General features: G+C 42.9%; 19 protein-coding genes and 2 pseudogenes. 19 read left to right on the forward strand and 2 right to left on the reverse strand.

The window, feature by feature from the left end:
- Positions 1-11: 11 nt before the first annotated feature.
- The 11 genes and pseudogenes from PRIP_RS07355 to cysK all read left to right on the forward strand — a co-directional run bounded on the left by PRIP_RS07355 (position 12) and on the right by cysK (position 11,849).
- Positions 12-455 (forward strand): GAF domain-containing protein, encoded by a 444-nt coding sequence (locus PRIP_RS07355; RefSeq protein WP_036100434.1) that lies wholly within the window; start codon positions 12-14, stop codon positions 453-455.
- Between the two features lie 5 nt (positions 456-460).
- Entirely contained in the window at positions 461-1,498 is a 1,038-nt protein-coding gene (locus PRIP_RS07360; protein WP_052008789.1) for a sensor histidine kinase, read from the forward strand.
- Entirely contained in the window at positions 1,491-2,141 is a 651-nt protein-coding gene (locus PRIP_RS07365) for a response regulator (RefSeq protein ID WP_036100438.1), read from the forward strand. Before PRIP_RS07360 ends, PRIP_RS07365 begins: the two co-directional genes overlap by 8 nt.
- Positions 2,142-2,200: 59 nt before the next feature.
- Positions 2,201-2,937 (forward strand): annotated as a pseudogene (locus tag PRIP_RS07370) (DUF2238 domain-containing protein).
- 347 nt (positions 2,938-3,284) lie between these two features.
- Positions 3,285-3,680, forward strand: coding sequence for an FtsB family cell division protein (locus PRIP_RS07375; RefSeq protein WP_036100440.1), 396 nt, complete (start codon positions 3,285-3,287; stop codon positions 3,678-3,680).
- Between the two features lie 91 nt (positions 3,681-3,771).
- The gene (locus PRIP_RS07380) at positions 3,772-4,212 is read left to right on the forward strand and encodes a S1 domain-containing RNA-binding protein (protein ID WP_036084987.1); all 441 of its coding nucleotides are present in this window, start codon (positions 3,772-3,774) and stop codon (positions 4,210-4,212) included.
- A gap of 111 nt (positions 4,213-4,323) precedes the next feature.
- Positions 4,324-6,261 (forward strand): hypoxanthine phosphoribosyltransferase, encoded by a 1,938-nt coding sequence (gene hpt / locus PRIP_RS07385; protein ID WP_036100441.1) that lies wholly within the window; start codon positions 4,324-4,326, stop codon positions 6,259-6,261.
- 337 nt (positions 6,262-6,598) lie between these two features.
- Positions 6,599-8,708 (forward strand): annotated as a pseudogene (ftsH, locus tag PRIP_RS07390) (ATP-dependent zinc metalloprotease FtsH).
- Between the two features lie 443 nt (positions 8,709-9,151).
- The gene (locus tag PRIP_RS07400) at positions 9,152-9,916 is read left to right on the forward strand and encodes a type III pantothenate kinase (RefSeq protein ID WP_036100444.1); all 765 of its coding nucleotides are present in this window, start codon (positions 9,152-9,154) and stop codon (positions 9,914-9,916) included.
- A gap of 22 nt (positions 9,917-9,938) precedes the next feature.
- Complete coding sequence (gene hslO / locus PRIP_RS07405; protein WP_036100446.1) at positions 9,939-10,823, forward strand: Hsp33 family molecular chaperone HslO; 885 nt, start codon at positions 9,939-9,941, stop codon at positions 10,821-10,823.
- A 102-nt stretch (positions 10,824-10,925) separates the two neighbouring features.
- Positions 10,926-11,849 carry a cysteine synthase A gene (gene cysK, locus PRIP_RS07410; protein WP_036100448.1) on the forward strand — a complete coding sequence of 308 codons (924 nt, stop codon included), beginning with the start codon at positions 10,926-10,928 and terminating at the stop codon, positions 11,847-11,849.
- Positions 11,850-12,190: 341 nt separating this feature from the next.
- On the opposite strand, the gene PRIP_RS07415 is transcribed toward cysK, so the two are convergent.
- Entirely contained in the window at positions 12,191-12,922 is a 732-nt protein-coding gene (locus tag PRIP_RS07415; protein ID WP_036100450.1) for an anti-sigma factor, read from the reverse strand.
- Positions 12,903-13,481 carry an RNA polymerase sigma factor gene (locus PRIP_RS07420; RefSeq protein WP_036100453.1) on the reverse strand — a complete coding sequence of 193 codons (579 nt, stop codon included), beginning with the start codon at positions 13,479-13,481 and terminating at the stop codon, positions 12,903-12,905. The genes PRIP_RS07415 and PRIP_RS07420 overlap by 20 nt, the downstream gene beginning before the upstream one ends.
- Positions 13,482-13,667: 186 nt before the next feature.
- Here PRIP_RS07420 and PRIP_RS07425 point away from each other — a divergent pair, with 186 nt between their 5' ends.
- The 8 genes from PRIP_RS07425 to lysS all read left to right on the forward strand — a co-directional run bounded on the left by PRIP_RS07425 (position 13,668) and on the right by lysS (position 20,912).
- Positions 13,668-15,011, forward strand: coding sequence for a hypothetical protein (locus PRIP_RS07425; protein ID WP_036100455.1), 1,344 nt, complete (start codon positions 13,668-13,670; stop codon positions 15,009-15,011).
- Positions 15,012-15,029: 18 nt separating this feature from the next.
- Complete coding sequence (locus PRIP_RS16235) at positions 15,030-15,560, forward strand: class F sortase (protein WP_052008790.1); 531 nt, start codon at positions 15,030-15,032, stop codon at positions 15,558-15,560.
- 43 nt (positions 15,561-15,603) lie between these two features.
- Positions 15,604-15,960 (forward strand): hypothetical protein, encoded by a 357-nt coding sequence (locus tag PRIP_RS16240; protein WP_052008791.1) that lies wholly within the window; start codon positions 15,604-15,606, stop codon positions 15,958-15,960.
- 586 nt (positions 15,961-16,546) lie between these two features.
- Positions 16,547-17,332: a dihydropteroate synthase gene (folP, locus tag PRIP_RS07440; RefSeq protein WP_036100585.1), complete on the forward strand. Its 786-nt coding sequence runs from the start codon at positions 16,547-16,549 to the stop codon at positions 17,330-17,332.
- Positions 17,333-17,347: 15 nt separating this feature from the next.
- On the forward strand, positions 17,348-17,716 hold the full coding sequence (gene folB, locus PRIP_RS07445; protein WP_036100458.1) for a dihydroneopterin aldolase: 369 nt from the start codon (positions 17,348-17,350) through the stop codon (positions 17,714-17,716).
- Positions 17,709-18,188 (forward strand): 2-amino-4-hydroxy-6-hydroxymethyldihydropteridine diphosphokinase, encoded by a 480-nt coding sequence (folK, locus tag PRIP_RS07450; RefSeq protein ID WP_036100460.1) that lies wholly within the window; start codon positions 17,709-17,711, stop codon positions 18,186-18,188. Before folB ends, folK begins: the two co-directional genes overlap by 8 nt.
- Positions 18,189-18,302: 114 nt before the next feature.
- The gene (gene dusB / locus PRIP_RS07455) at positions 18,303-19,295 is read left to right on the forward strand and encodes a tRNA dihydrouridine synthase DusB (protein WP_036100462.1); all 993 of its coding nucleotides are present in this window, start codon (positions 18,303-18,305) and stop codon (positions 19,293-19,295) included.
- 120 nt (positions 19,296-19,415) lie between these two features.
- Positions 19,416-20,912: a lysine--tRNA ligase gene (gene lysS, locus PRIP_RS07460; RefSeq protein ID WP_036100464.1), complete on the forward strand. Its 1,497-nt coding sequence runs from the start codon at positions 19,416-19,418 to the stop codon at positions 20,910-20,912.
- Positions 20,913-21,329 lie beyond the last annotated feature (417 nt).

A 21,329-nucleotide genomic window follows, 5' to 3' on the forward strand; every position in this document is an offset into this window, starting at 1 on the left:
ATGACACACTAATGACCGAACAAGATATAGCAAGTGAACTTATCGATATTCGTCTCCAACTGGGGCTCGACTTTGTAGGTATTGCAACGGCTATCGCGACTGGAAACCAAAAAGAAATACGTTGGAAATACGTTGCAGGCAATCGAAACAACCGCTACCAAAAAATCGTCCTTCAAGTTGGCAAAGGAATTGCTGGTATTGTGTGGCGTACTGGAAGACCAATCATCGCCGAAGATCTTAAAACGGAGCGCCAAGCACCAATCCAAGAATATCCAATTGCTCTTACTGAAAATTTGGCCAGTATTATCGCTGTTCCGATTCTATCCGAAGGCGCAGTGATTGCTGTGATGCTTGGAGGTAATCGCAAAGTCACCCAACTAAAAGAAGCTCTGATCACTGATTTTCAAGTTATCGCAAACAAAATGGAACCAAGCTTACTAGCCGTAAAGGAATGATGGAAATGGAATTAACCGCAGACTTACTGATGAAGGCCTACAACCAAATGAGCGACGCAGTTTTTTTACTACATAATAAAAGTGAAATTATTGCTTCAAATCCCGCGGCCGTCAAACTTTTAGAACGATATGATTTGAATGTAAGCGAGTTCTGCAATGGTTGCAGTGGCTACATGTCGGCCTCGGAAGAACGCACCTGCCTAGGCTGTTCTTTGCGTGAGCGGACGGACAAGGAAGCGTTTCAACTATATCTACAAGCAAAAGATGGCGAACATATTCCATTTAGCGCCAGCTACACAGCTATTGACGACGCCAAACAAATCAGTGTCTTATTACTACGAAACCTTACTCAGCAACAATACACCGAACAAATTCTAAAACTAAAAACAATGACTGAGTACATCATCAATGCTCAAGAGAGCGAACGCAAACGTCTGTCTCGTGAACTACATGACGGCTTGGCGCAAGGTCTTTACAGCACACTCATTGAGCTTCGCAAAATCAAATACATGACAAAGCAAGAAGATTATGACGCCAGCATTTCTGAGATGGACTCCATGCTAGCAACAATTCTTGAAGACGTGCGCAATATGGCAGTCGAATTACGCCCATCATCCCTCGATGATCTCGGAATTTTTGCGGCCTTAAAAGCGTATTTCAAGCGCTATGAACAGCTTTTTGGAGTACATGTGGTTTTTGTTTCTGAATTATACGGTACACGTTTTTCGGCAAGTGTTGAGACAATGCTTTACCGTGTTACTCAAGAAGCACTAACCAATGCTGCCAAGTACGCAGACGTGGACGAGATTGAAGTCTATCTTTTCAAAACAAAACAAAGCATTGTTCTCGAAATCAATGATCAAGGCTTAGGTTTTTCACCAGACCATTTCACAGCGCAAGGAAGTGGCTTGGGCCTACTGAACATGAAAGAACGAGTGGAACTTTTACACGGCGACTTCGAATTACGATCCGCACCACACCAAGGAACCAAAGTGCTCGTTCGCATTCCAATTGAACACAAAGGGGAGAAACAACATGATTAAGGTACTCGTAGTAGACGATCACGCGGTTGTCCGAAGCGGCTTGTCCTTTATGATTAATTCACAAGAAGATATGACGGTCGTTGGCGATGCAGCAGACGGCCTTGAAGCATATCTGGAAACCGAGCGCCACCAGCCAGACGTCATTTTAATGGATCTGAGCATGCCTCCAGGCGAAAACGGCCTCGTTACAACAAAAAGAATCAAAGATAACTTTCCAGAAACAAAAGTGCTCATTTTAACGATGCACGACGATGAAGAATATCTATTTCGTGCACTAAAACTAGGCGCATCTGGCTATATCTTGAAAAATGCCAAGGACGACGAGCTACTCGATGCTATACGAGCCCTTCATCAAGGCGAAATGTATATCTATCCCAAAGTCACCACTGCACTTGTTCGCCAGTTCCTGCAGCAAAACACGAGCGGTGAAGTAAGTGATTCCTATGTCCAACTCTCCAATCGCGAACAAGAGGTATTGCCACTTATCGCCCTTGGCTACGGCAACAAAGAGATTGCCACCAAACTATGTATCTCCGTCAAGACTGTTGAAACACACAAAGCTAATATCATGAACAAACTCGATTTAGAATCCCGAGCCGACATCGTGAAATATGCTATCAAGAAAAACCTCATCGATTTATAAATTGTTTCAGATAAAACTTCCTTTTTGCATTGAAAATCTCTATAATGGGTAAATAACATATGAATTGTAAAAAAAGGGAGTGTACAACATTTATGAAAAAATGGAATTGGACAAAAATTATCGCCATCTTTATTTTTGTGTCATTATTAGTGTCATTATTATTCTCAATCTATAACTTGCTAACAACACCGGCGACAGGAACGCCAGAAGGAGACCCAACACGTAGCGACTATGCCTTAATGGTCAGCCAGTGTGTGCTAGGCTCGTAGCAATGTTTCTACCTTCTATCGTGGGTCGCCGCTTTAAATTTGAAATTCCGGGAAATATGTATCTGATTTTTATCATTTTCTTGTATTGCGCGATTTACCTTGGCGAGGTTCGCAGTTTCTACTATTTGATACCAAACTGGGATACAGTTTTGCATACATTTAGTGGTGCAATGCTTGGAGCACTTGGTTTCTCGGTCGTGCAATTCCTAAATGAAGACGAGCATGTAACGATGAATTTAAGTCCAGCATTTGTTGCCCTATTCGCTCTTTGCTTCGCCGTAACACTAGGTGTAGTCTGGGAATTCTACGAGTTCACCGCGGACAATTGGTTTGGCATGAATATGCAAAAAACAATGCTTGAAGACGGGACAAAACTCGCTGGAAGCGCAGCAGTTTCCGATACAATGGAAGATTTATTTGTCGATTTCCTAGGAGCACTAACATTCTCCATCATTGGCTATTTGAACCTAAAACGTAAAAAAGGTTGGATGGAGAAATTTGAATTCAAAAAAACAGTGAATAAATAATAATACGGAAAATGCTTGTATTGGAAAAAATTCATGCAAGCATTTTTTGATAGTAAAACAGAGCGATTTTGTATACAAATCTAGTGATATATTACACGAGCCAACCGATTTTTTAAGGGTAATAAAAGCAGTTGAATCATAAAAAAATGAAAATGGCAACTAAATAGTTCAAAAACAAATCAAAAAACTTTGCAAAATCATAGGATAGCGATGGACAAAAACCTGAAATATTGGTATGATTTTAAGTGAGAACCCATTTTCAAATTGGCGTTTTTAATAGGTATGAAAGCTAACCAACAAAATGAGGCTGGCGAAGGTTTTAGTACGAAAGAAATGAGGGGTGACGTGTGAAGAAAGAACAACGTAATGTCGCGAGAATCAATAATCGCTATGTACAGAACGAAACTGTCATGAAGAAACAACGCTCACGCAGAAGAGTTGCCTTGTTTCGGAGACTACTAATAATTGCAGTAGCTATCGTTATTGTTACGGGTGGTTTAGTGTACGTATACTCGCAACAAGTGAGTTTACTTCATGCCAAAGAGAATGAGAAAGTTGAATTAAACAAGAAATCACTTGCCGTAGCGAAAGAACAGAAAGAACTAAAGAGCACGATTAACAAATTACATGATGATGACTACATCGCAAAGCTGGCTAGGAGTGAGTATTTCCTTTCTGAGAAGGGGGAAATCATTTTCAATATTCCAGACGATAACGAGAAGAAGAAAGAGTCGTCCAATTAATTTGCGAAATGCAGGTTCGTGTAATTGACACTCTTTTTATATGAGCTATAATTAACGATAGAGTGAAATTTTAAGGAGGAAGCATTGTTTTATGTCGATTGAAGTAGGCAACAAGTTACAAGGGAAGATTTCTGGGATTACGAATTTTGGGGCGTTTGTTGAATTAGAGGGTGGCAAGACTGGTCTTGTGCATATTAGTGAGGTTGCTGATAACTACGTAAAAGACATCAATGATATTTTAACAGTTGGCGATGAAGTTACTGTAAAAGTCATGAATGTTGGCGATGATGGCAAGATTGGTTTGTCTATTCGTAAAGCTGTAGATCAACCAGCACGTCCAGAAAGACCTGAGAGAAGTTACAATAACGGACCTCGCAAACCTAAATACAATAAAAAAGCTGCGGAACCAGTACGTCCAGAGAATTTTGAAGATAAAATGTCTAAATTCTTAAAAGATAGCGAAGACCGTTTATCTACACTGAAACGTCAAACGGAGTCTAAACGTGGCGGCCGTGGCGCGAAACGTAGCTAATCATAAATAGCGAATAATAAGGAGCTGTTCAAAGTCAACTAAAGTCTGATTTACTTGGCTTAGGTACAACTCCTTTTTTTGCCTGATTTAATGAATGAAAGAGGGAAGCACATGAATACTCGGGAAAAGGTATTGGCGTTTATTAAGAAGCACCAACTTATTCATGAAAAAGATCAGCTACTCGTCGGTGTTTCGGGCGGGGCCGATTCCATGGCGCTTCTTCATTTTTTAATCCAAACTGCGATAGTTCCGAGGCACGCGATGACAGTGGCGCACATCAATCATGGCTTGCGTGCAGAATCAGTGGACGAAGAGCAGCTTGTTGCCGATGTTTGCGATACATATGGAATTCGCTTCGAAACAACGCAATTAGACATCAGGCATCTAGCAGAACAAGAGAAAGCCGGAATTGAGGAAACTGCGCGCAAGTACCGCTACACCTTCTTCCGAGGATTAATGCGCAAATACCATTGTCAAAAACTTGTTTTAGCGCATCATGCCGATGACCAAATGGAGACAATCCTCATGCGTTTAGTGCGGGGTAGTTCGGATTTAGGGTGGCTCGGGATGCAAGCCAAGCGCGATTTTGCACATGGAAAGCTGGTTCGTCCTTTTTTACCAATTACAAAAGAGGAAGTTGTTGCGTTTTGTGATACAGAAGAAGTGCCGTATTTAGAAGACGCCAGCAATCAAGAAGATAGCTACACGCGAAACCGATACCGCAAGGCCTTATTGCCCTTTATGAAACAGGAAAATGGGAGTGTCCATGAGCAATTTTTACGATTTTCCGAAGAAACGACGGCGGATTTTCAGTTTTTGAATCAATTGTCAGAGCAAGCCATGTTAAGAATGGTGACCTATGGTGAGAAGGAAGTGAAATTGTCACTCACAGAGTGGAAGAAACTAGCCCAACCTTTACAACGCCGCACAATTCATTTACTATTGAAATATCTGTTTAAAGACAATGTCTCACTTATATCAGCAGGACATATCGACCAAATTATGCGCCTAAATAAAGAAACTAATCCATCTGGAATACTTCATTTGCCAAATGGACTTACTGTGCGACGTGCTTACGAAGAATTGGCGTTTTTAACAGAGACAATTAGCAAAGCGCAAGAATTTTATCATCAGTTATATGATGGTGACCGCGTCACATTGCTAGACGGAGCTGAGATTCGTTTGAAGACAAAGAGTTCCGTTGTTCAAACAGCAGGGCTTAATGGTGTTATCGTGAATCAAGCAGATATCCAGCTACCACTAATTATTAGAGGGCGGATGAACGGTGATCGCATGAAAACAACAGGAGGGACACGCAAGCTCAAATCGATTTTCATCGATGCCAAAATTCCCAAACATGAGCGTGATACATGGCCGATTGTGACGGACTATTCAGGTGAAATTTTATGGATTCCAGGTGTTCAAGCTTCTACGTATCAAGTCAAACCAAGTCGTGAAACAAAGCAATATATTATAAGATATCATCGTAATTTAGGAGGAAACAAAAACATGCACAACGAAATTCAAAAAGTGTTGATTAGCGAAGAAGAAATTCAGGATAAAATTGCCGAGTTAGGCAAAGAACTGACGGCGGAGTACGAAGGGCGTTTTCCATTGGTCATTGGTGTTCTTAAAGGTGCGACACCGTTCATGACTGATTTGTTAAAGCGCGTCGACACGCACTTAGAAATGGATTTCATGGACGTATCGAGTTATGGTAACGGCACTGTCTCTACAGGAGAAGTGAAAATTATTAAAGATTTAAACACATCTGTAGAAGGACGCGACGTATTAATTATTGAAGATATCATTGATAGCGGACGCACATTGAGCTATTTAGTTGACCTACTGAAATACCGCAAAGCCAAATCCGTAAAACTTGTAACACTGCTTGATAAACCAGAAGGACGCAACGTAGAAATTGACGCAGATTATGTCGGTTTTGTTGTGCCAAATGAATTCGTTGTTGGCTATGGCCTTGACTTCGCAGAGCGTTATCGCAATCTGCCTTACATCGGCGTGCTGAAGCCAGAAATCTATGCGGACTAATTTAGTTCACAAATTGAAATAAGTTTGTTAACATATAGAAAACAGTAGCTAATGTAGTAAGGACGCGCTAATTTTTTCCTGCCGCAAAAAAACCTCACCCGCAACATGCAAATCATTGGGAAATTGCCGTTCGGTATGCTATCATTAGTCTTAGTTTTTAGCTCAATATGCCTATTTGAGGAATTATAATAAACCATGCTTTTATTTAATAGAAAGTCTTCGTAAGGGGAACAAAAGCCGGATTCGTTTTTGCACAAAGAAAGGGAGCAGCAAGTTACGCCCGATTTTTAAGATGTGAAGAAACTAGTCTAAGCTCTTACGTGGGAGGAGGTAAGGAATGAACCGCTTTTTTAGAAATGCCATATTTTACGTTATCATTTTCCTGGTGATTATAGGGATTGTGGCCACATTCAACAACAATAGTGAAACATCGAAAGAAATTAGTTACGATGAGTTCATCTCGAAAATGGGTGATGATCAAGTCAAGTCATTCTCCATTCAGCCAGATCGTAGTGTTTACGTCATCGACGGAGAATTAAAAGACGCAGTAAAAACAGATAGCAAAGTCGGCAAAGACCAAACAACAACGAAATTCACGACTTATGCGATTAACAGTGATCAATTGCTAACACAAATGGACAAGTTAGCAGATGACCACGATGTGAAAATGACAGTCGTTCCTGCCAAACAAAACAGTGGTTGGATTACGTTCTTCACTTCCATCATTCCATTCGTTATTATTTTCATCTTGTTCTTCTTCTTGATGAGCCAAGCACAAGGTGGCGGCGGTGGCGGTCGAGTTATGAACTTTGGTAAAAGTAAAGCCAAACTTTATAACGACGACAAGAAGAAAGTCCGCTTCACTGATGTAGCCGGAGCAGACGAAGAGAAACAAGAATTAGTGGAAGTCGTGGAATTCTTAAAAGATCCGCGCAAATTTGCTGAACTTGGCGCACGTATTCCGAAAGGGGTCTTACTTGTAGGTCCTCCAGGGACAGGTAAAACATTACTTGCTCGTGCAGTAGCTGGTGAAGCAGGCGTACCGTTCTTCTCTATCAGTGGTTCGGACTTCGTAGAAATGTTTGTCGGTGTCGGTGCAAGCCGTGTTCGTGACCTTTTTGAAAATGCGAAGAAAAACGCACCGTGTATTATCTTTATCGATGAAATTGACGCAGTTGGTCGTCAACGTGGCGCAGGAATGGGCGGCGGACATGACGAACGCGAACAAACATTGAACCAATTGCTAGTAGAAATGGATGGTTTCGGCGGTAACGAAGGAATCATCATTATTGCAGCGACTAACCGTGCTGACGTACTTGACCCAGCGTTACTACGTCCAGGCCGTTTTGACCGTCAGATTATGGTGGACCGCCCAGATGTTAAAGGACGTGAAGCTGTACTACAAGTTCACGCACGTAACAAACCACTTGCGAAGAGTGTAGACTTAAAAGCAATCGCACAACGTACGCCAGGATTCTCTGGTGCCGATTTAGAGAACTTGTTGAATGAAGCCGCACTCGTTGCAGCACGTTCCGACAAGAAAGAAATTGATATGAAAGACCTAGACGAAGCAAGCGATCGCGTTATCGCTGGCCCGGCTAAAGAAAAACCGAGTTATTTCTGTTAAAGAACGCCGTACCGTTGCGTATCATGAAAGTGGTCACGTAATCGTCGGAATGGTACTTGATGAAGCAGAAGTAGTCCATAAAGTAACAATCGTACCACGGGGACAAGCAGGCGGCTATGCCGTTATGCTACCAAAAGAAGATCGTTTCTTGATGACGAAAGCTGAATTGATGGACCGTATCACTGGTTTATTAGGTGGACGTGTAGCAGAAGAAATCGAATTTGGTGAAGTAACAACAGGAGCAAGTAATGACTTCGAACGTGCGACACAAATTGCGCGCCGGATGGTAACCGAATGGGGTATGAGTGATAAAATTGGTCCACTTCAATTTGCATCTGGTAATGACCAAGTCTTTATGGGCCGCGATTTTGGCAATGGCAAGAATTATTCTGATAAGATTGCCTACGAAATCGATACGGAAGTGCAAAGCTTAATCCGATATTGTTACGACCGCGCGAAGAATATTATTTTAGAGCACAGAGCGCAACATACATTGATTGCTGAAACGCTTCTGGAGGTTGAAACACTAGATGCACGCCAAATCCGATCATTGTATGAAGATGGTGTAATGCCATCTGAAATGGACGCTGATCAACAAATGTCTGAATTCCCATCAGAGAAAGATGAAATAGCACCAAAGTCTTTTGAAGAAGAGAAGAAGGAAATGGTTGAAGAAGCGAAGAATGATAAGATTTGGGATTATGCGAATAAAGAAGAAAAAGCAGAGAAGGAAGCAGAATCAGAAGCGCCGAAAGAAGTTGTGACTGAAGAAGCTCCAGATGCTGAAAAAACACCGAATGATGATAAAAAAGGTGAATAAGTAAGATTTTTGAGCCAGTACATGTTTGTTGTGTGCTGGTTTTTTGTTGTGGTTCTTATGAAGCGTACTTAGCTGAGTTAGAACCTCAATATGCAGTTGAATGAAATGAGACTGCGTTCCATTTGTGCGTGTTCGGAAACTTTACACCCTCCGAAAAAGTCAAAAGAAGACTTTTCCTGCGGCTGCTCCAGTTTCTTTCAGGGTTAGACGGGCTCTTTCAGCTTTTCAGTGGATCCAACTTCAACGGCTAGCTCTTCGAAAACTTCACGCCCTCCATAAAAAGCAAGAGAGGCTTTTTACTGCGGCCGCTCCAGTTTTTTTCAGAGCTGGACGAGCCGTTTCAGCTTTTCATCTTATTGGTCAAAATAAGACAAATTACTCGGCTTTTCACAAAATACGTGTTATGATACTCTAGAAAAATCGCAAAAAGGATGGTGGCGAAGTTGATTTTAGTGGTCGATGTCGGCAATACGAATATTACTATCGGTGTTTATGAAGATAAGAAATTACTGAAGCACTGGCGCATGGCAACGGATCGTCACCGAACGTCAGATGAGCTTGGCATGATGGTTTTAGATTTTTTTCAATATGGTGGGATTTCATCAAAGGCAATCGAGGGAATTATCATTTCTTCTGTTGTTCCACCGATTATGCACTCACTTGAAGCCATGTGCTTTAAATACTTTGAAATTGAGCCGCTAATCGTTGGTCCTGGTATTAAAACGGGGCTAAACCTCCAAGTCGAGAATCCGCGTGAAGTCGGGGCGGACCGAATTGTGAATGCTGTTGCTGTCATTGAAGAATACGGTGCGCCAGCTATCATTGTTGATTTTGGAACGGCGACGACATTTTGCTATATTGACGAAAAATCGCGTTATCATGGTGGGGCAATTGCGCCGGGTATCATGATTTCAACGGAGGCGCTATACAATCGTGCGGCTAAATTGCCACGCGTGGACGTTACAGAAGCCCCGAAAGTCATCGGCAAAAGTACTGTCAACTCGATGCAATCAGGTATTTATTATGGTTTTATCGGCCAATATGAAGGCATTGTCAAGGTAATGAAGCAAGAGACATCCACAGAACCAATCGTTGTTGCAACAGGAGGTCTTGCCAGATTAATCAGTGGCAAATCAGAAATAACAGATAAAGTAGACCCATTTTTAACATTAAAAGGTTTACGCATTTTATTTGAACGCAATCAATAACCAATAAAGGAGTTAATCACGAATGAGCGATTATTTAGTAAAAGGCTTAGCGTATGGCGGACTGGTTCGTGTTTACGCTGCAATAACAACTGAAACGATAGGCGAAGCGCAACGTCGCCACGACACATGGTCCATTTCATCAGCCGCATTAGGAAGATCCATGACAGCAACACTTTTCCTAGGCGCAATGCAAAAAGAGGACCAAAAGGTGACCGTCAAAATTGAAGCAAATGGTCCAATCGGTCCAATTATCACGGATAGCAATACACAAGGGCAAGTCCGTGGTTACGTAACGAATCCACACGTCCATTTCAGCGAACTAAACGAATTTGGCAAACTAGACGTCCGTCGCGGTGTTGGAACAGAGGGAACGCTATCTGTCGTCAAAGATATCGGTTTCCGTACTAATTTCACAGGGCAAGTTCCCATCGTATCCGGAGAAGTCGGCGAAGATTTCACGTATTACCTTGCGAAGTCAGAACAAATCAATTCATCACTCGGAGTAGGCGTACTCGTAAACCCAGACGATACAATCGAAGCAGCCGGCGGTTTCATGTTGCAGCTACTACCAGGCGCAGACGACGCAATCATCGATGAAATCGAGAAAAACCTAAAAGACTGCCCGACGATTTCCCGACTTATCGACGCGGGTGAAACACCAGAACAAATTTTGGCGAGACTTGCAGGCGGCGAAGACAATCTTCAAATCCTCGAAAAGATGCCAGTCGCTTTCGAATGTAACTGTTCCAAAGAACGATTCGGCAACGCGATTATCTCACTAGGCAAAGAAGAAATCCGCCAAATGATTGAAGAAGACCACGGCGCAGAGGCTGAATGCCACTTCTGCCGCAACAAATATCACTTCGAAGAATCCGAACTAGAGAAATTTTACGAAGAAGCAAATTGATTTTTAAAAGGCGGTTCAGTGTTTGAATCGTCTTTTATATTTGACAAAGTAGGTCGGAATTGATTAAAGTGAAAGAAATAGTATTGAAGGAGTGTTGAGAAAATGACAATTGCAAACTCAATTACAGACTTAATCGGCAAAACACCAATCGTGAAATTAAATAGACTTCCAGAGAGCGGAAGCGCAGACGTTTATGTAAAATTAGAATTCCAAAATCCCGGTGGTAGCGTGAAAGACCGTATTGCAAATGCGATGATTGAAGACGCCGAACAATCTGGAGCCCTGAAATCAGGTGACACAATTATCGAACCGACAAGTGGGAATACAGGAATTGGCCTTGCGATGGTTGCCGCAGCCAAAGGATACCGTGCCATTTTTGTGATGCCGGAAACGATGAGCTTGGAACGCCGCAAGTTACTTCAAGCATATGGTGCAGAATTAGTCCTAACTCCAGGCCCTGACGGTATGAAAGGTGCAATCGCCAAAGCCGAAGAACTTGCAAAAGAACATGGCTATTTTGTCCCACAGCAATTCCATAACCCATCCAATCCAGCAGTCCACGAACGCACAACAGGCCCGGAAATCGTCGAAGCATTCGGCAAAGATGGCCTCGATGCTTTCATAGCAGGCGTTGGAACAGGCGGAACCGTATCAGGCGCAGGGCACGTACTTAAGAAGAACTATCCTGACATCAAAATTTATGCCTTAGAACCAACCGAATCTGCAGTACTCTCAGGAAGTGCACCATCACCTCATAAAATTCAAGGAATTGGTGCAGGCTTTATTCCAGACACATTGGACACGAAAGTATACGATGACATTATCCAAGTTTCCAGTGAAGATGCTCTTGAAACAGCGCGCGAAGTAGCGAAAAAAGAAGGGATTCTAGTCGGAATTTCTTCAGGAGCAACAATCTACGCCGCGTTAAATCTTGCCAAAGAACTTGGTGCAGGTAAAAAGGTATTAGCTATCGTGGCAAGTAACGGTGAACGTTATTTAAGCACAGCATTATACAATTTCGAGTAATCTCATGAATTTTTAACGCTCGCCACAGCGTAATTTCGCGAATAGTGGTTATTATAGTACTTGTAAGACCACAATAATAAGTCGATTTCCATTACTTCCTCGTGATGGAAAGAAGAAACCAACGTGCCACCAACGCGTTGGTTTTTTTAGTCTTTCAGCGCGCCGATAAACGCCCAGTTGTTGGAACTGTTCGACGTGCAACGAGTTACAGCTCCAATATAAGCGTGAATGAAGTGAGGGGTTAATCCTTTCCTAGGACCGGGGCATTTGTCGACGCGCTGAAGTTTGGAGGCACGGATTGGTTTTTACAATAAAAAAAAGCGCCGCGGCGCCTTTCTTATTTATAAACTTGTGCTTAAAATAATGGGTCCTTTTGGTGTTTGGCTGTCATTATCGGGCTCGATTGTTATAGCTACTGTATCAAACTTTGTATCCGTTGGGATAGAGTGAATTACACCGCCGTGACCATCGTCGTTTGCTATGAAAGTCCCTGCTCGCGTTGGTTTGCCATCAAATAACAGCCAAACCTGATAGCACTCAGCTCCGTTCAATCGGCTTAAATTTTGCGCTTGAATAACTAGCGTGTTTTGCGATCCTTTTTGAATTAACGAAGCCGTAGCAGTGGCCGTCACATTGTCAGATGCTTGCAAAGCCTTCGATGTTTTCGTGATGTCTGTATCTTCCGTTGCCTGTTTCGTATCTTGGTCGCGCGTCGCAATCACGTAGAAATTGCCCGCCAGAGAAATGATTAGTGCAGCGACTAAACTCGGAATAACCCAGCGTCGTTTTCGTTTAGGCACTATATTCACGATTTCCTCCACGCTATTGTGTGGCGCCGCCGTCTCTTGCTCCTGCGCAAACACATTGCCTAGCACCCGTTCCTTCATGTTCTCAGGAGGAGTTACGGATTCAGACAAGTAAGGCAAATCAGCCATCAAAGCTTCAAGCTCCTGCACTTCCGCCTTAAGTTCCGGCGACCGTTCCATCGCCGCTTCAAACTCCAACCGCGCTTCCTTACTTAAATCATTGTTGATATAATCCAAAATTTGTGCACTATAATCGCGCTCGCTCATCTAAATCCCTCCTCTCTCCATTGCTGTCTAGTGCAGTTCGCAAATGTTGCAAAGCCAGTCTTAGCCTTCCCTTCACCGTTCCAAGCGGTATGCCGAAATGATCTGCAATTTTCTGCTGAGAATAGCCGTTAAAATAAAACAAGTGAATCATTTCCTGCTGATTTTCCTTTAAATGTCCGATAGCTTGCTTCAAAATCTCTTTTTTCTCCTTCCATTCCAATATTTCATCTGGCGTAGGTTCGCCATCCTCAAGTTTTTCTCGTTCTTCCTGCAATTCATAAGGAACTTCTTTTTGCTTGCGCATGAGATCGATGCTGAGATTTCGCGTCACTGTTAATAACCATGATGCGAATTTGCCCTTTGCAGAATCATACAAACCATGTTTTACCCACAACTTCATAAAAACCTCTTGCACAACTTCCTCAGCCAGCTCCTTATTCCCCGTCATTCGGTACGCAAAAGAAAACACTAATTTATGATATTGATTATAGAGTTTCTCAAGCGCCAACTTGTCACCCTGCCCAATACGATTATAAAGGTCAGTGTCATTTTCAGGCATATTCATCCTCCCTTTCCCCAAGGTAAGTATAGAATAGCATATTACCGAGGAAAAAGTCCTTCTATAGAAACTAACGAATAGAAACCTGTTTTGGATCAGAAAATATAATTTTTTTTAAAAAAAGTGATCCATTCTTAATTTTGTCTCGTAAGCTATATGTAAAACAAATCAAAAGGAGTGGGAAAAATGAAAATGAAAAAATGGTTAACACCAGTATTAGGTTTGGCATTGATAGTTTCACCGGTAACAGGGGCATATGCGGCGGAAACAGCGCCAACAGTTAAAACGCCTGCATCTGATTTGCGGGCAACATTCGATTACTTATTATCAGAACACTATGCATTAGCTGTGGACACGATGATAAAAACATACGACGGCAACAAAGCAGCACCAGAAGCAGCAAAAGCGCTAGACCAAAATGCGAAAGATATGGAACCAGCTATCGCATCTATATATGGTGAAGAAGGCGGAAAACAATTCGAAGCTATCTTTGCACCACATAACGCTGCGACTGATGACTATGCCCAAGCTGTAAAAGACGGGGACAAAGCAGCACAAGACGCAGCGACAAAAGAAGTAGATAAATTTGTCAACGATATGGCGGCCTTCCTTTCCACTGCTACAGGCGGTAAACTACCAGAAGCAGGCGCAAAACAAGCACTTGCCGAACATGAAGCGGATGTCCAACAAGTATTTGACAAATACGTAGCAAAAGATTACGAAGGCGCTTATAAAACATATTTAGCGGGTTTTGAACAAATTTTTGGTGCCGGTAAAGCAATTTCAGGAGCTATCGTAGCACAAAATCCAGATAAATTTGAAAATACAAAACCGGATACAGCTGCTGCCGACTTACGTTCTGCACTAACGATGCTTGGAAGCGAGCATTTCGCTTTAGCCACACTAAGTATGGAAAAAGGCTATGACGGCGACCCAGACTACGACTATGTTAACTGGGCACAAGACCAAAATACAGCAGCATTCAAAGCAGCGTTCACTTCAATCTATGGTGCCGACGCAGGCAATCAGTTCGAAAAACTCTGGACTACGAATCATATCAACGCTCAAGCGGACTTAGCGGCAGCAACTGCAGCCAAAAACACAGACAACGAACAAAAAGATACAACACGTCTTACCAATACATTCGCTAATGATTTCGGTAATTTCCTAGCAACGGCCACAGACGGTAACCTTCCAGCTAAAGATGCCATCGCAGCGGTAACGCAACATGAAACAACAGTAACAGACACATTCAATAAATACGTTTCTGGCGACTATGCTGGGTCATACGCTTCTTATCGCGAGGGCTACAAACTAATGTCAGGAATCGGCGAGAACTTAGGTGGAGCAATAGTTACCCAATTCCCTGATAAATTTAGTGACAAAATGCCAACAAGCATGCCAAACACAGGAATGGGCGGTGGCGAACAAACGAATCACAGCCTTGCTCTTTGGATTGGACTTAGCGCCATCATTCTCGCAGGAGCAGGATTCATCATTTTCCGTCAACAAAAGCAACAACACCGTTAAAAAAATGAGGTGAAATCGATGAAAATTTTTCTAACAAGTATCACTGCAATCGTTGCAATCATCATTTTGGCATTCGCGATTCACCCTTTTGCAACCGAAGACGAGCCAAAGATACAAGTCAAACACGACGAACAACCCGCAAAAGGCAAAATCGTAAGCCAAATCTCCGAATTCCCAATTTACGCGAAACAACAACGAGAAATCGATGCCATCCGAACCGAGAAGCAAAAAGAACAGACAGGCATCACCCCAGTTCGGATTGAAATACCCGCAATTCAAGTCGACACAGCAGTGATACAAGTTGGAAAAACAGCAGACGGCCAGATGGAAGTGCCGAACAACACCATCCAAACAGGTTGGTACAAGCCGGGCTACAAGCCGGGAAGTCAAGGGAAAGCAGTCATCGCGGGTCATGTCGACAGTAAGAAAGGTCCTGGCGTATTTTTCTATCTAAAGGAATTACAAGCTGGAGATAAAATTTTTCTAACAGATAAGACGGGTAGGAAATTGACGTTTTCCGTTCAGAGTAAAAAAAAGTTATCCTGCTGAGAAAGCACCGATTGACAAGATTTTCGGCTCATCGAGGGATCGCTTGCTCAATCTGATTACCTGTACCGGCACATTTGATTACGAGCGGCGAACACACCCGAATCGGCTAGTAGTAACGGCTAAACTAACAAACGACAGCACAGTGAAAAAAGACGTACCTAAAGCACCAACAAATGTAAAGCGCGTAGGTGATAATATTACATGGTATGCCAATCGTGCGGCGGATGTTATTGGGTATCGGGTTTATCGGATAAATGGAGATAAGAGAGTTAAGGTTGTTAGTGTAGCCGCGACTGAGAGGAAGAGTGCTGTTGCTAAGAAGAAGGCTGGGGAGAAGTTTGCAGTTGTGACGGTGAATAGTGATGGGATGGAGTCGGAGCCTCGATATGTGGTGGAATGAAGTGAGTGTGTAATTCATTTCTGGGTATTGTGATGGGGAACGATGTTTGTATCTACAGAGTGTGGCGTCACATTTAGAACCTCAATATGCATATGAACGAAGTGAGTGTGTAATCCAATTCGGGGTATGGCGATGGGAAACAATGTTTGTATTTGCAGAGCTTGGCGTCGTGTTGGGCGCCTCCGGATCCAGCTTCACACGCCAGCCCTTCGGAAACTTCACACCCTCCGAAAAAGTCAAAAGAGGACTTTTCCTGCGGCCGCTCCAGTTTCTGTCAGGGCTAACGGGCGTGTTCAGCTTTTCATTTTCTAATCAAATTCTAACAAAAAACTCAGTAGAATCTTGTTTTGGTGGTTTATTATATAAACATAAGCTAACAACAAGCAAAACTAAGTTTCATTTTTTCCCTTTTTAAAATGAAAACTTAACACTCCCTTTTTGACCAGCGCGGTTACTCCCTTTTCCGCGCTGGTTTTTTGTTGTGCTTGAAAGCATAGCTGACCGAAAAAAATACAATTCATGATATACTGATTTTAAAAAGGGGTGGACTTGATTGAGGAAAACTTGGTTGAAGGAACATCCAACAATGGTGATGGGGATTTTAAATATCACTCCGGACTCATTCTCGGATGGTGGAAACTACATAACGCAAGAGCAAATTAAAGCAAAAGCGATTGAAATGGCGAATGATGGCGCGGCGATTATTGATATTGGTGGTGAATCAACGCGTCCTGGTTATCGTGAAATTCCAATCGATGAGGAAATCGAACGTGTTATTCCAGCGATTCGAACCGTTAGAGAAACACTTCCAGATATTTGGATTTCTATTGACACGTGGAAATCAGAAGTCGCGCTAGCCGCGGTTCAAGCGGGTGCTGACATTATCAACGACCAATGGGGCGCAAAACGTGATCCGAAAATTGCACAAATCGCTGCCACGTTCGGTGCACCAATTATTCTCATGCATAACCGAACCGACCGTTATTACACGAATTTCATGGCAAACGTCAAAGAGGATCTACAAGAAAGCATCGAAATTGTCAAAAATGCCGGAGTCCCAAATCACCATATTCTTTTAGATCCCGGTTTTGGCTTCGTAAAAACACCGGCGCAAAATTTAGAAGTTCTTCGCCGAATCGATGAGCTAGTTGCAATGGGTCACGAAGTCCTGCTAGGCACAAGCCGCAAATCCACTATCGGGCTCGTTCTTGATTTACCAGTAGATGAACGAATGGAAGGCACTGGCGCGACGGTCGTATACGGTCAAACAAAAGGTTGCACAATTTTCCGCGTCCACGATGTCAAACCGATCCAACGCATGATCACGATGACAGATGCCATTCTCGGCAACACGGAAGCCCCACATAACTAAGGAGGAATTTTAAAAATGGACAAAATATACTTAAATGAACTAACATTTTACGGATATCACGGCGTTTTGCCGGAAGAAAACACACTAGGTCAAACTTTCATCATCTCATTAACACTTGGCGTATCCACAGAAAAAGCCGGGAAATCCGACGAAGTAACCGATACAGTAAGCTACGCAGAAGTATACGAAACCGTCAAAGAAATCGCCCAACAAAAACAATTCAAGCTAATCGAAGCACTAGCCGAAACAATCGCATCCACCGTTTTGCATGATTATCCGCTCATCAAAGAAATCACTGTCAACGTGACCAAACCGAACCCACCGATTCCCGGTCATTACCATTCCGTGGCTGTCGAAATCACAAGGACGTCCAACCATGCCTAACGCATACCTATCCATCGGAACAAATATCGGAAATCGCCAAGAAAATCTCGAAAACGCTCTAAAATTACTAAATCAAACCGAAAACATCAAAATCACCCACGTTTCCAGTGTTTACGAAACCGACCCAGTAGGCTTCGAAGACCAAGAGGCGTTCCTAAACATCGCGGTAGCCCTAGAGACAACACTAGACCAAGAAACACTCTTGCAAACAGGCCTAAACATTGAAACAGAACTAGGTCGCGTACGCCTCATTCGCTGGGGCCCGCGTCTTATCGATATCGACTTACTTCTATATGATGACATTGAACATCGAAGTCCAAGCCTAGACCTCCCACATCCAAGAATGACCGAGCGCGCCTTCGTCATGATTCCGCTTCAAGAAATCGCGCCAGACGTCGCAGCTCCACTTTTACAAAAAGAAGTTTTGCAAGACCAAGGCATCCATAAAACCAAAATCAAGCTAGAGTGGTAAATTTGGCACTTGCGCTTTGGGCGAGATGTGTTAACATAACAATATTGTTTTAAAAGGAGAAATCAAGCCGCAGTCTCGAGCGGTTATTCTATTTCAAGAAAGAAGGATTTAGCTATGTGGAAAATTGGCAATGTACCAATTAAAAACAGAGTCGTCGTCGCACCGATGGCCGGAATTTCAAACTCTGCGTTCCGCCTAACCGTCAAAGAGTTCGGCGCAGGTCTAGTCTGCTGTGAAATGATAAGCGATAAGGGGATTGCTTACCGTAACGCCAAAACACTCGACATGCTCTACATTGACGAAAAAGAAAAACCGCTGAGCCTACAAATTTTTGGCGGTGAGAAACAAACATTAGTCGAAGCCGCCAAGTTCGTTGCAGCAAACACAGCAGCTGACATTATCGACATCAACATGGGTTGTCCAGTCAACAAAATCATCAAGTGCGAGGCCGGTGCCAAATGGCTTCTTGATCCAAATAAAGTATACGACATGGTTTCCGCAGTAGTAGACGCTGTCGATAAACCAGTAACCGTAAAAATGCGTATTGGTTGGGATGATGAGCACGTATTTGCCATCGAAAATGCCCAAGCAGCTGAACGCGCTGGAGCAAGTGCAGTCGCAATGCATGGCCGTACCCGCGTTCAAATGTACGAAGGAAAAGCTGACTGGAACGTCCTAGCCGAAGTGAAGAAGAACATCTCCATCCCATTCATGGCAAACGGAGACGTCCAAACACCTGAAGACGCCAAAGCAATTCTTGAACAAACAGGCGCAGACGGAGTTATGATTGGCCGCGCTGCACTAGGGAACCCGTGGATGATCTACCGCACCGTTCACTATCTGGAAACAGGTGAACTACTCCCAGAACCAGAACCACGCGAAAAAATCGAAACAGCATTACTACATTTACAACGCCTTATCTCATTAAAAGGTGAAAACATCGCCGTTCGCGAATTCCGCCAACACGCAGCATACTACCTCAAAGGCGCCCGTGGAAGCACCCGTGCTAAAGTTGCCGCAAACCAAGCAACCGAGTACACAGAAATGGAAGGCATTTTACGAGGCTTTGTTGATCAGTACGAAGAGAAGAACTTAGCTAAACAATAATATCAGAGTTGTCTCATTGCATTTTGAGGCAACTTTTTTCAAATAAAACTAGAAAAACAAACCCGAAAGAGCGTATAATGAAACTATCTGTAGAACTAGAAAAGAATAGGAGTGTCAAATATGTCCCATGAGAATCATGAAGAACTAAACGACCAGCTAATCGTGCGTCGTGAAAAACTAGATACATTACGAGCAGAAGGAATCGATCCATTCGGTGGCAAATTCGCCCGGACGATTAGCCCAGAAGAAATCGTTAGCCAATACGAAGGCAAAACGAAAGAAGAATTAGAAGAAGCAGCAATCGAAGTATCAGTTGCAGGACGTATCATGACAAAACGTGTCAAAGGAAAAGTAGGCTTCACACATATCCAAGATCGTTTCCACCAAGTTCAAATATATATCCGCAAAGACGGCGTAGGCGAAGAAGCATATGACTTATTCAAACTAGCAGACCTAGGAGACATTGTCGGCGTTACGGGCACGATTTTCCTAACAAACACAGGCGAACTATCCGTAAAAGCCACAGAATTCACAATGCTAAGCAAATCCCTACGTCCATTACCAGACAAATTCCACGGCCTAAAAGACGTTGAACAACGTTACCGTCAACGTTACCTAGACCTAATCACGAACGCAGAAAGCCAACAACGCTTCGTAATGCGCAGTAAAATTATGCAATACACGCGAAACTATTTAGACAACATTGGCTACCTAGAAGTAGAAACGCCAGTACTGCACACAGTAGCCGGCGGAGCAGCCGCAAAACCATTCATCACGCACCATAATGCGCTTGATATGGAACTCTATTTGCGTATCGCCCTAGAACTGCATCTAAAACGCCTGATCGTTGGTGGCATGGACAAAGTATACGAAATTGGTCGCGTATTCCGTAACGAAGGCGTATCAACCCGCCATAACCCAGAATTCACGATGCTAGAAACATACGCAGCATTCGAGAACTTCGAAGACATCATGGAACTAGTCGAAGGCCTAGTCTCCACAGTATGTCAGAAACTACACGGCACAACAGTCATCACATACGGCGAAGACCAAATCGACCTAACACCAAACTGGACCCGTCTACATATGGTAGATGCAGTAAAACAATACACAGGCGTAGACTTCTGGAACGTCAAAACAACAGAAGAAGCCCGCGCACTTGCCAAAGAGCATAACGTACCAATCACAGAACACATGACTTACGGCCACGTCCTAAATGAATTTTTCGAAGTATTCGTCGAAGAAAAACTTATCCAACCAACGTTCATTTACGGTCACCCAATCGAAATCTCACCACTAGCCAAAACAAATAAAGAAGACAGCCGTTTCACAGACCGCTTTGAAGTATTCATCGTAGGCCGCGAACATGGTAATGCCTTCTCAGAGCTAAATGACCCAATCGATCAACGCCAACGCTTCCTAGCACAAGTCTCAGAACGCGAACATGGCAATGACGAAGCACATAACATGGACGAAGAGTTCCTAGAAGCCTTAGAATATGGCTTGCCACCAACTGGAGGACTAGGAATCGGAATGGACCGTCTAGTAATGCTACTAACCAACGCACCATCCATCCGCGACGTCCTATTATTCCCAACAATGAAACCAAGAGACTAACCAACGAAATCGTGTTTTTGCCACCATGCAGAAACACGATTTTTCTCCATAAAAAACCATTTAAAAAAATCTTTTTTCAAAATGTGAACTTTTTTTGTCAAATACACTTGCCAAGGTCTTAAAAACGTGATATATTAGTAAACGTTCCAGCAAATAAATAAAACAACAAGAGGGTCAAATAAATTTTTTTTGAAAAAAAATACTTGACAACAATTGCTGCGAAGTGTAAGATATAAGAGTTGCTGCTAAAAAGATTTAGCGCTTCTATATGACCTTTGAAAACTGAACGAAAAACAAAGATAAAACCAAGAAAACAGCAATGTTTTCAGGTAAGAATCGCAGGGCGGAAATAGAAAGCTATTTCCAAACAAACAACTAGTAAAATTATTTGCTAGCGAAGTCAATTTGACGCAAGGA

The sequence above is a fragment of the Paenilisteria riparia FSL S10-1204 genome (genome assembly GCF_000525995.1).
GTDB classification, from domain to species: Bacteria; Bacillota; Bacilli; order Lactobacillales; family Listeriaceae; genus Listeria_A; species Listeria_A riparia.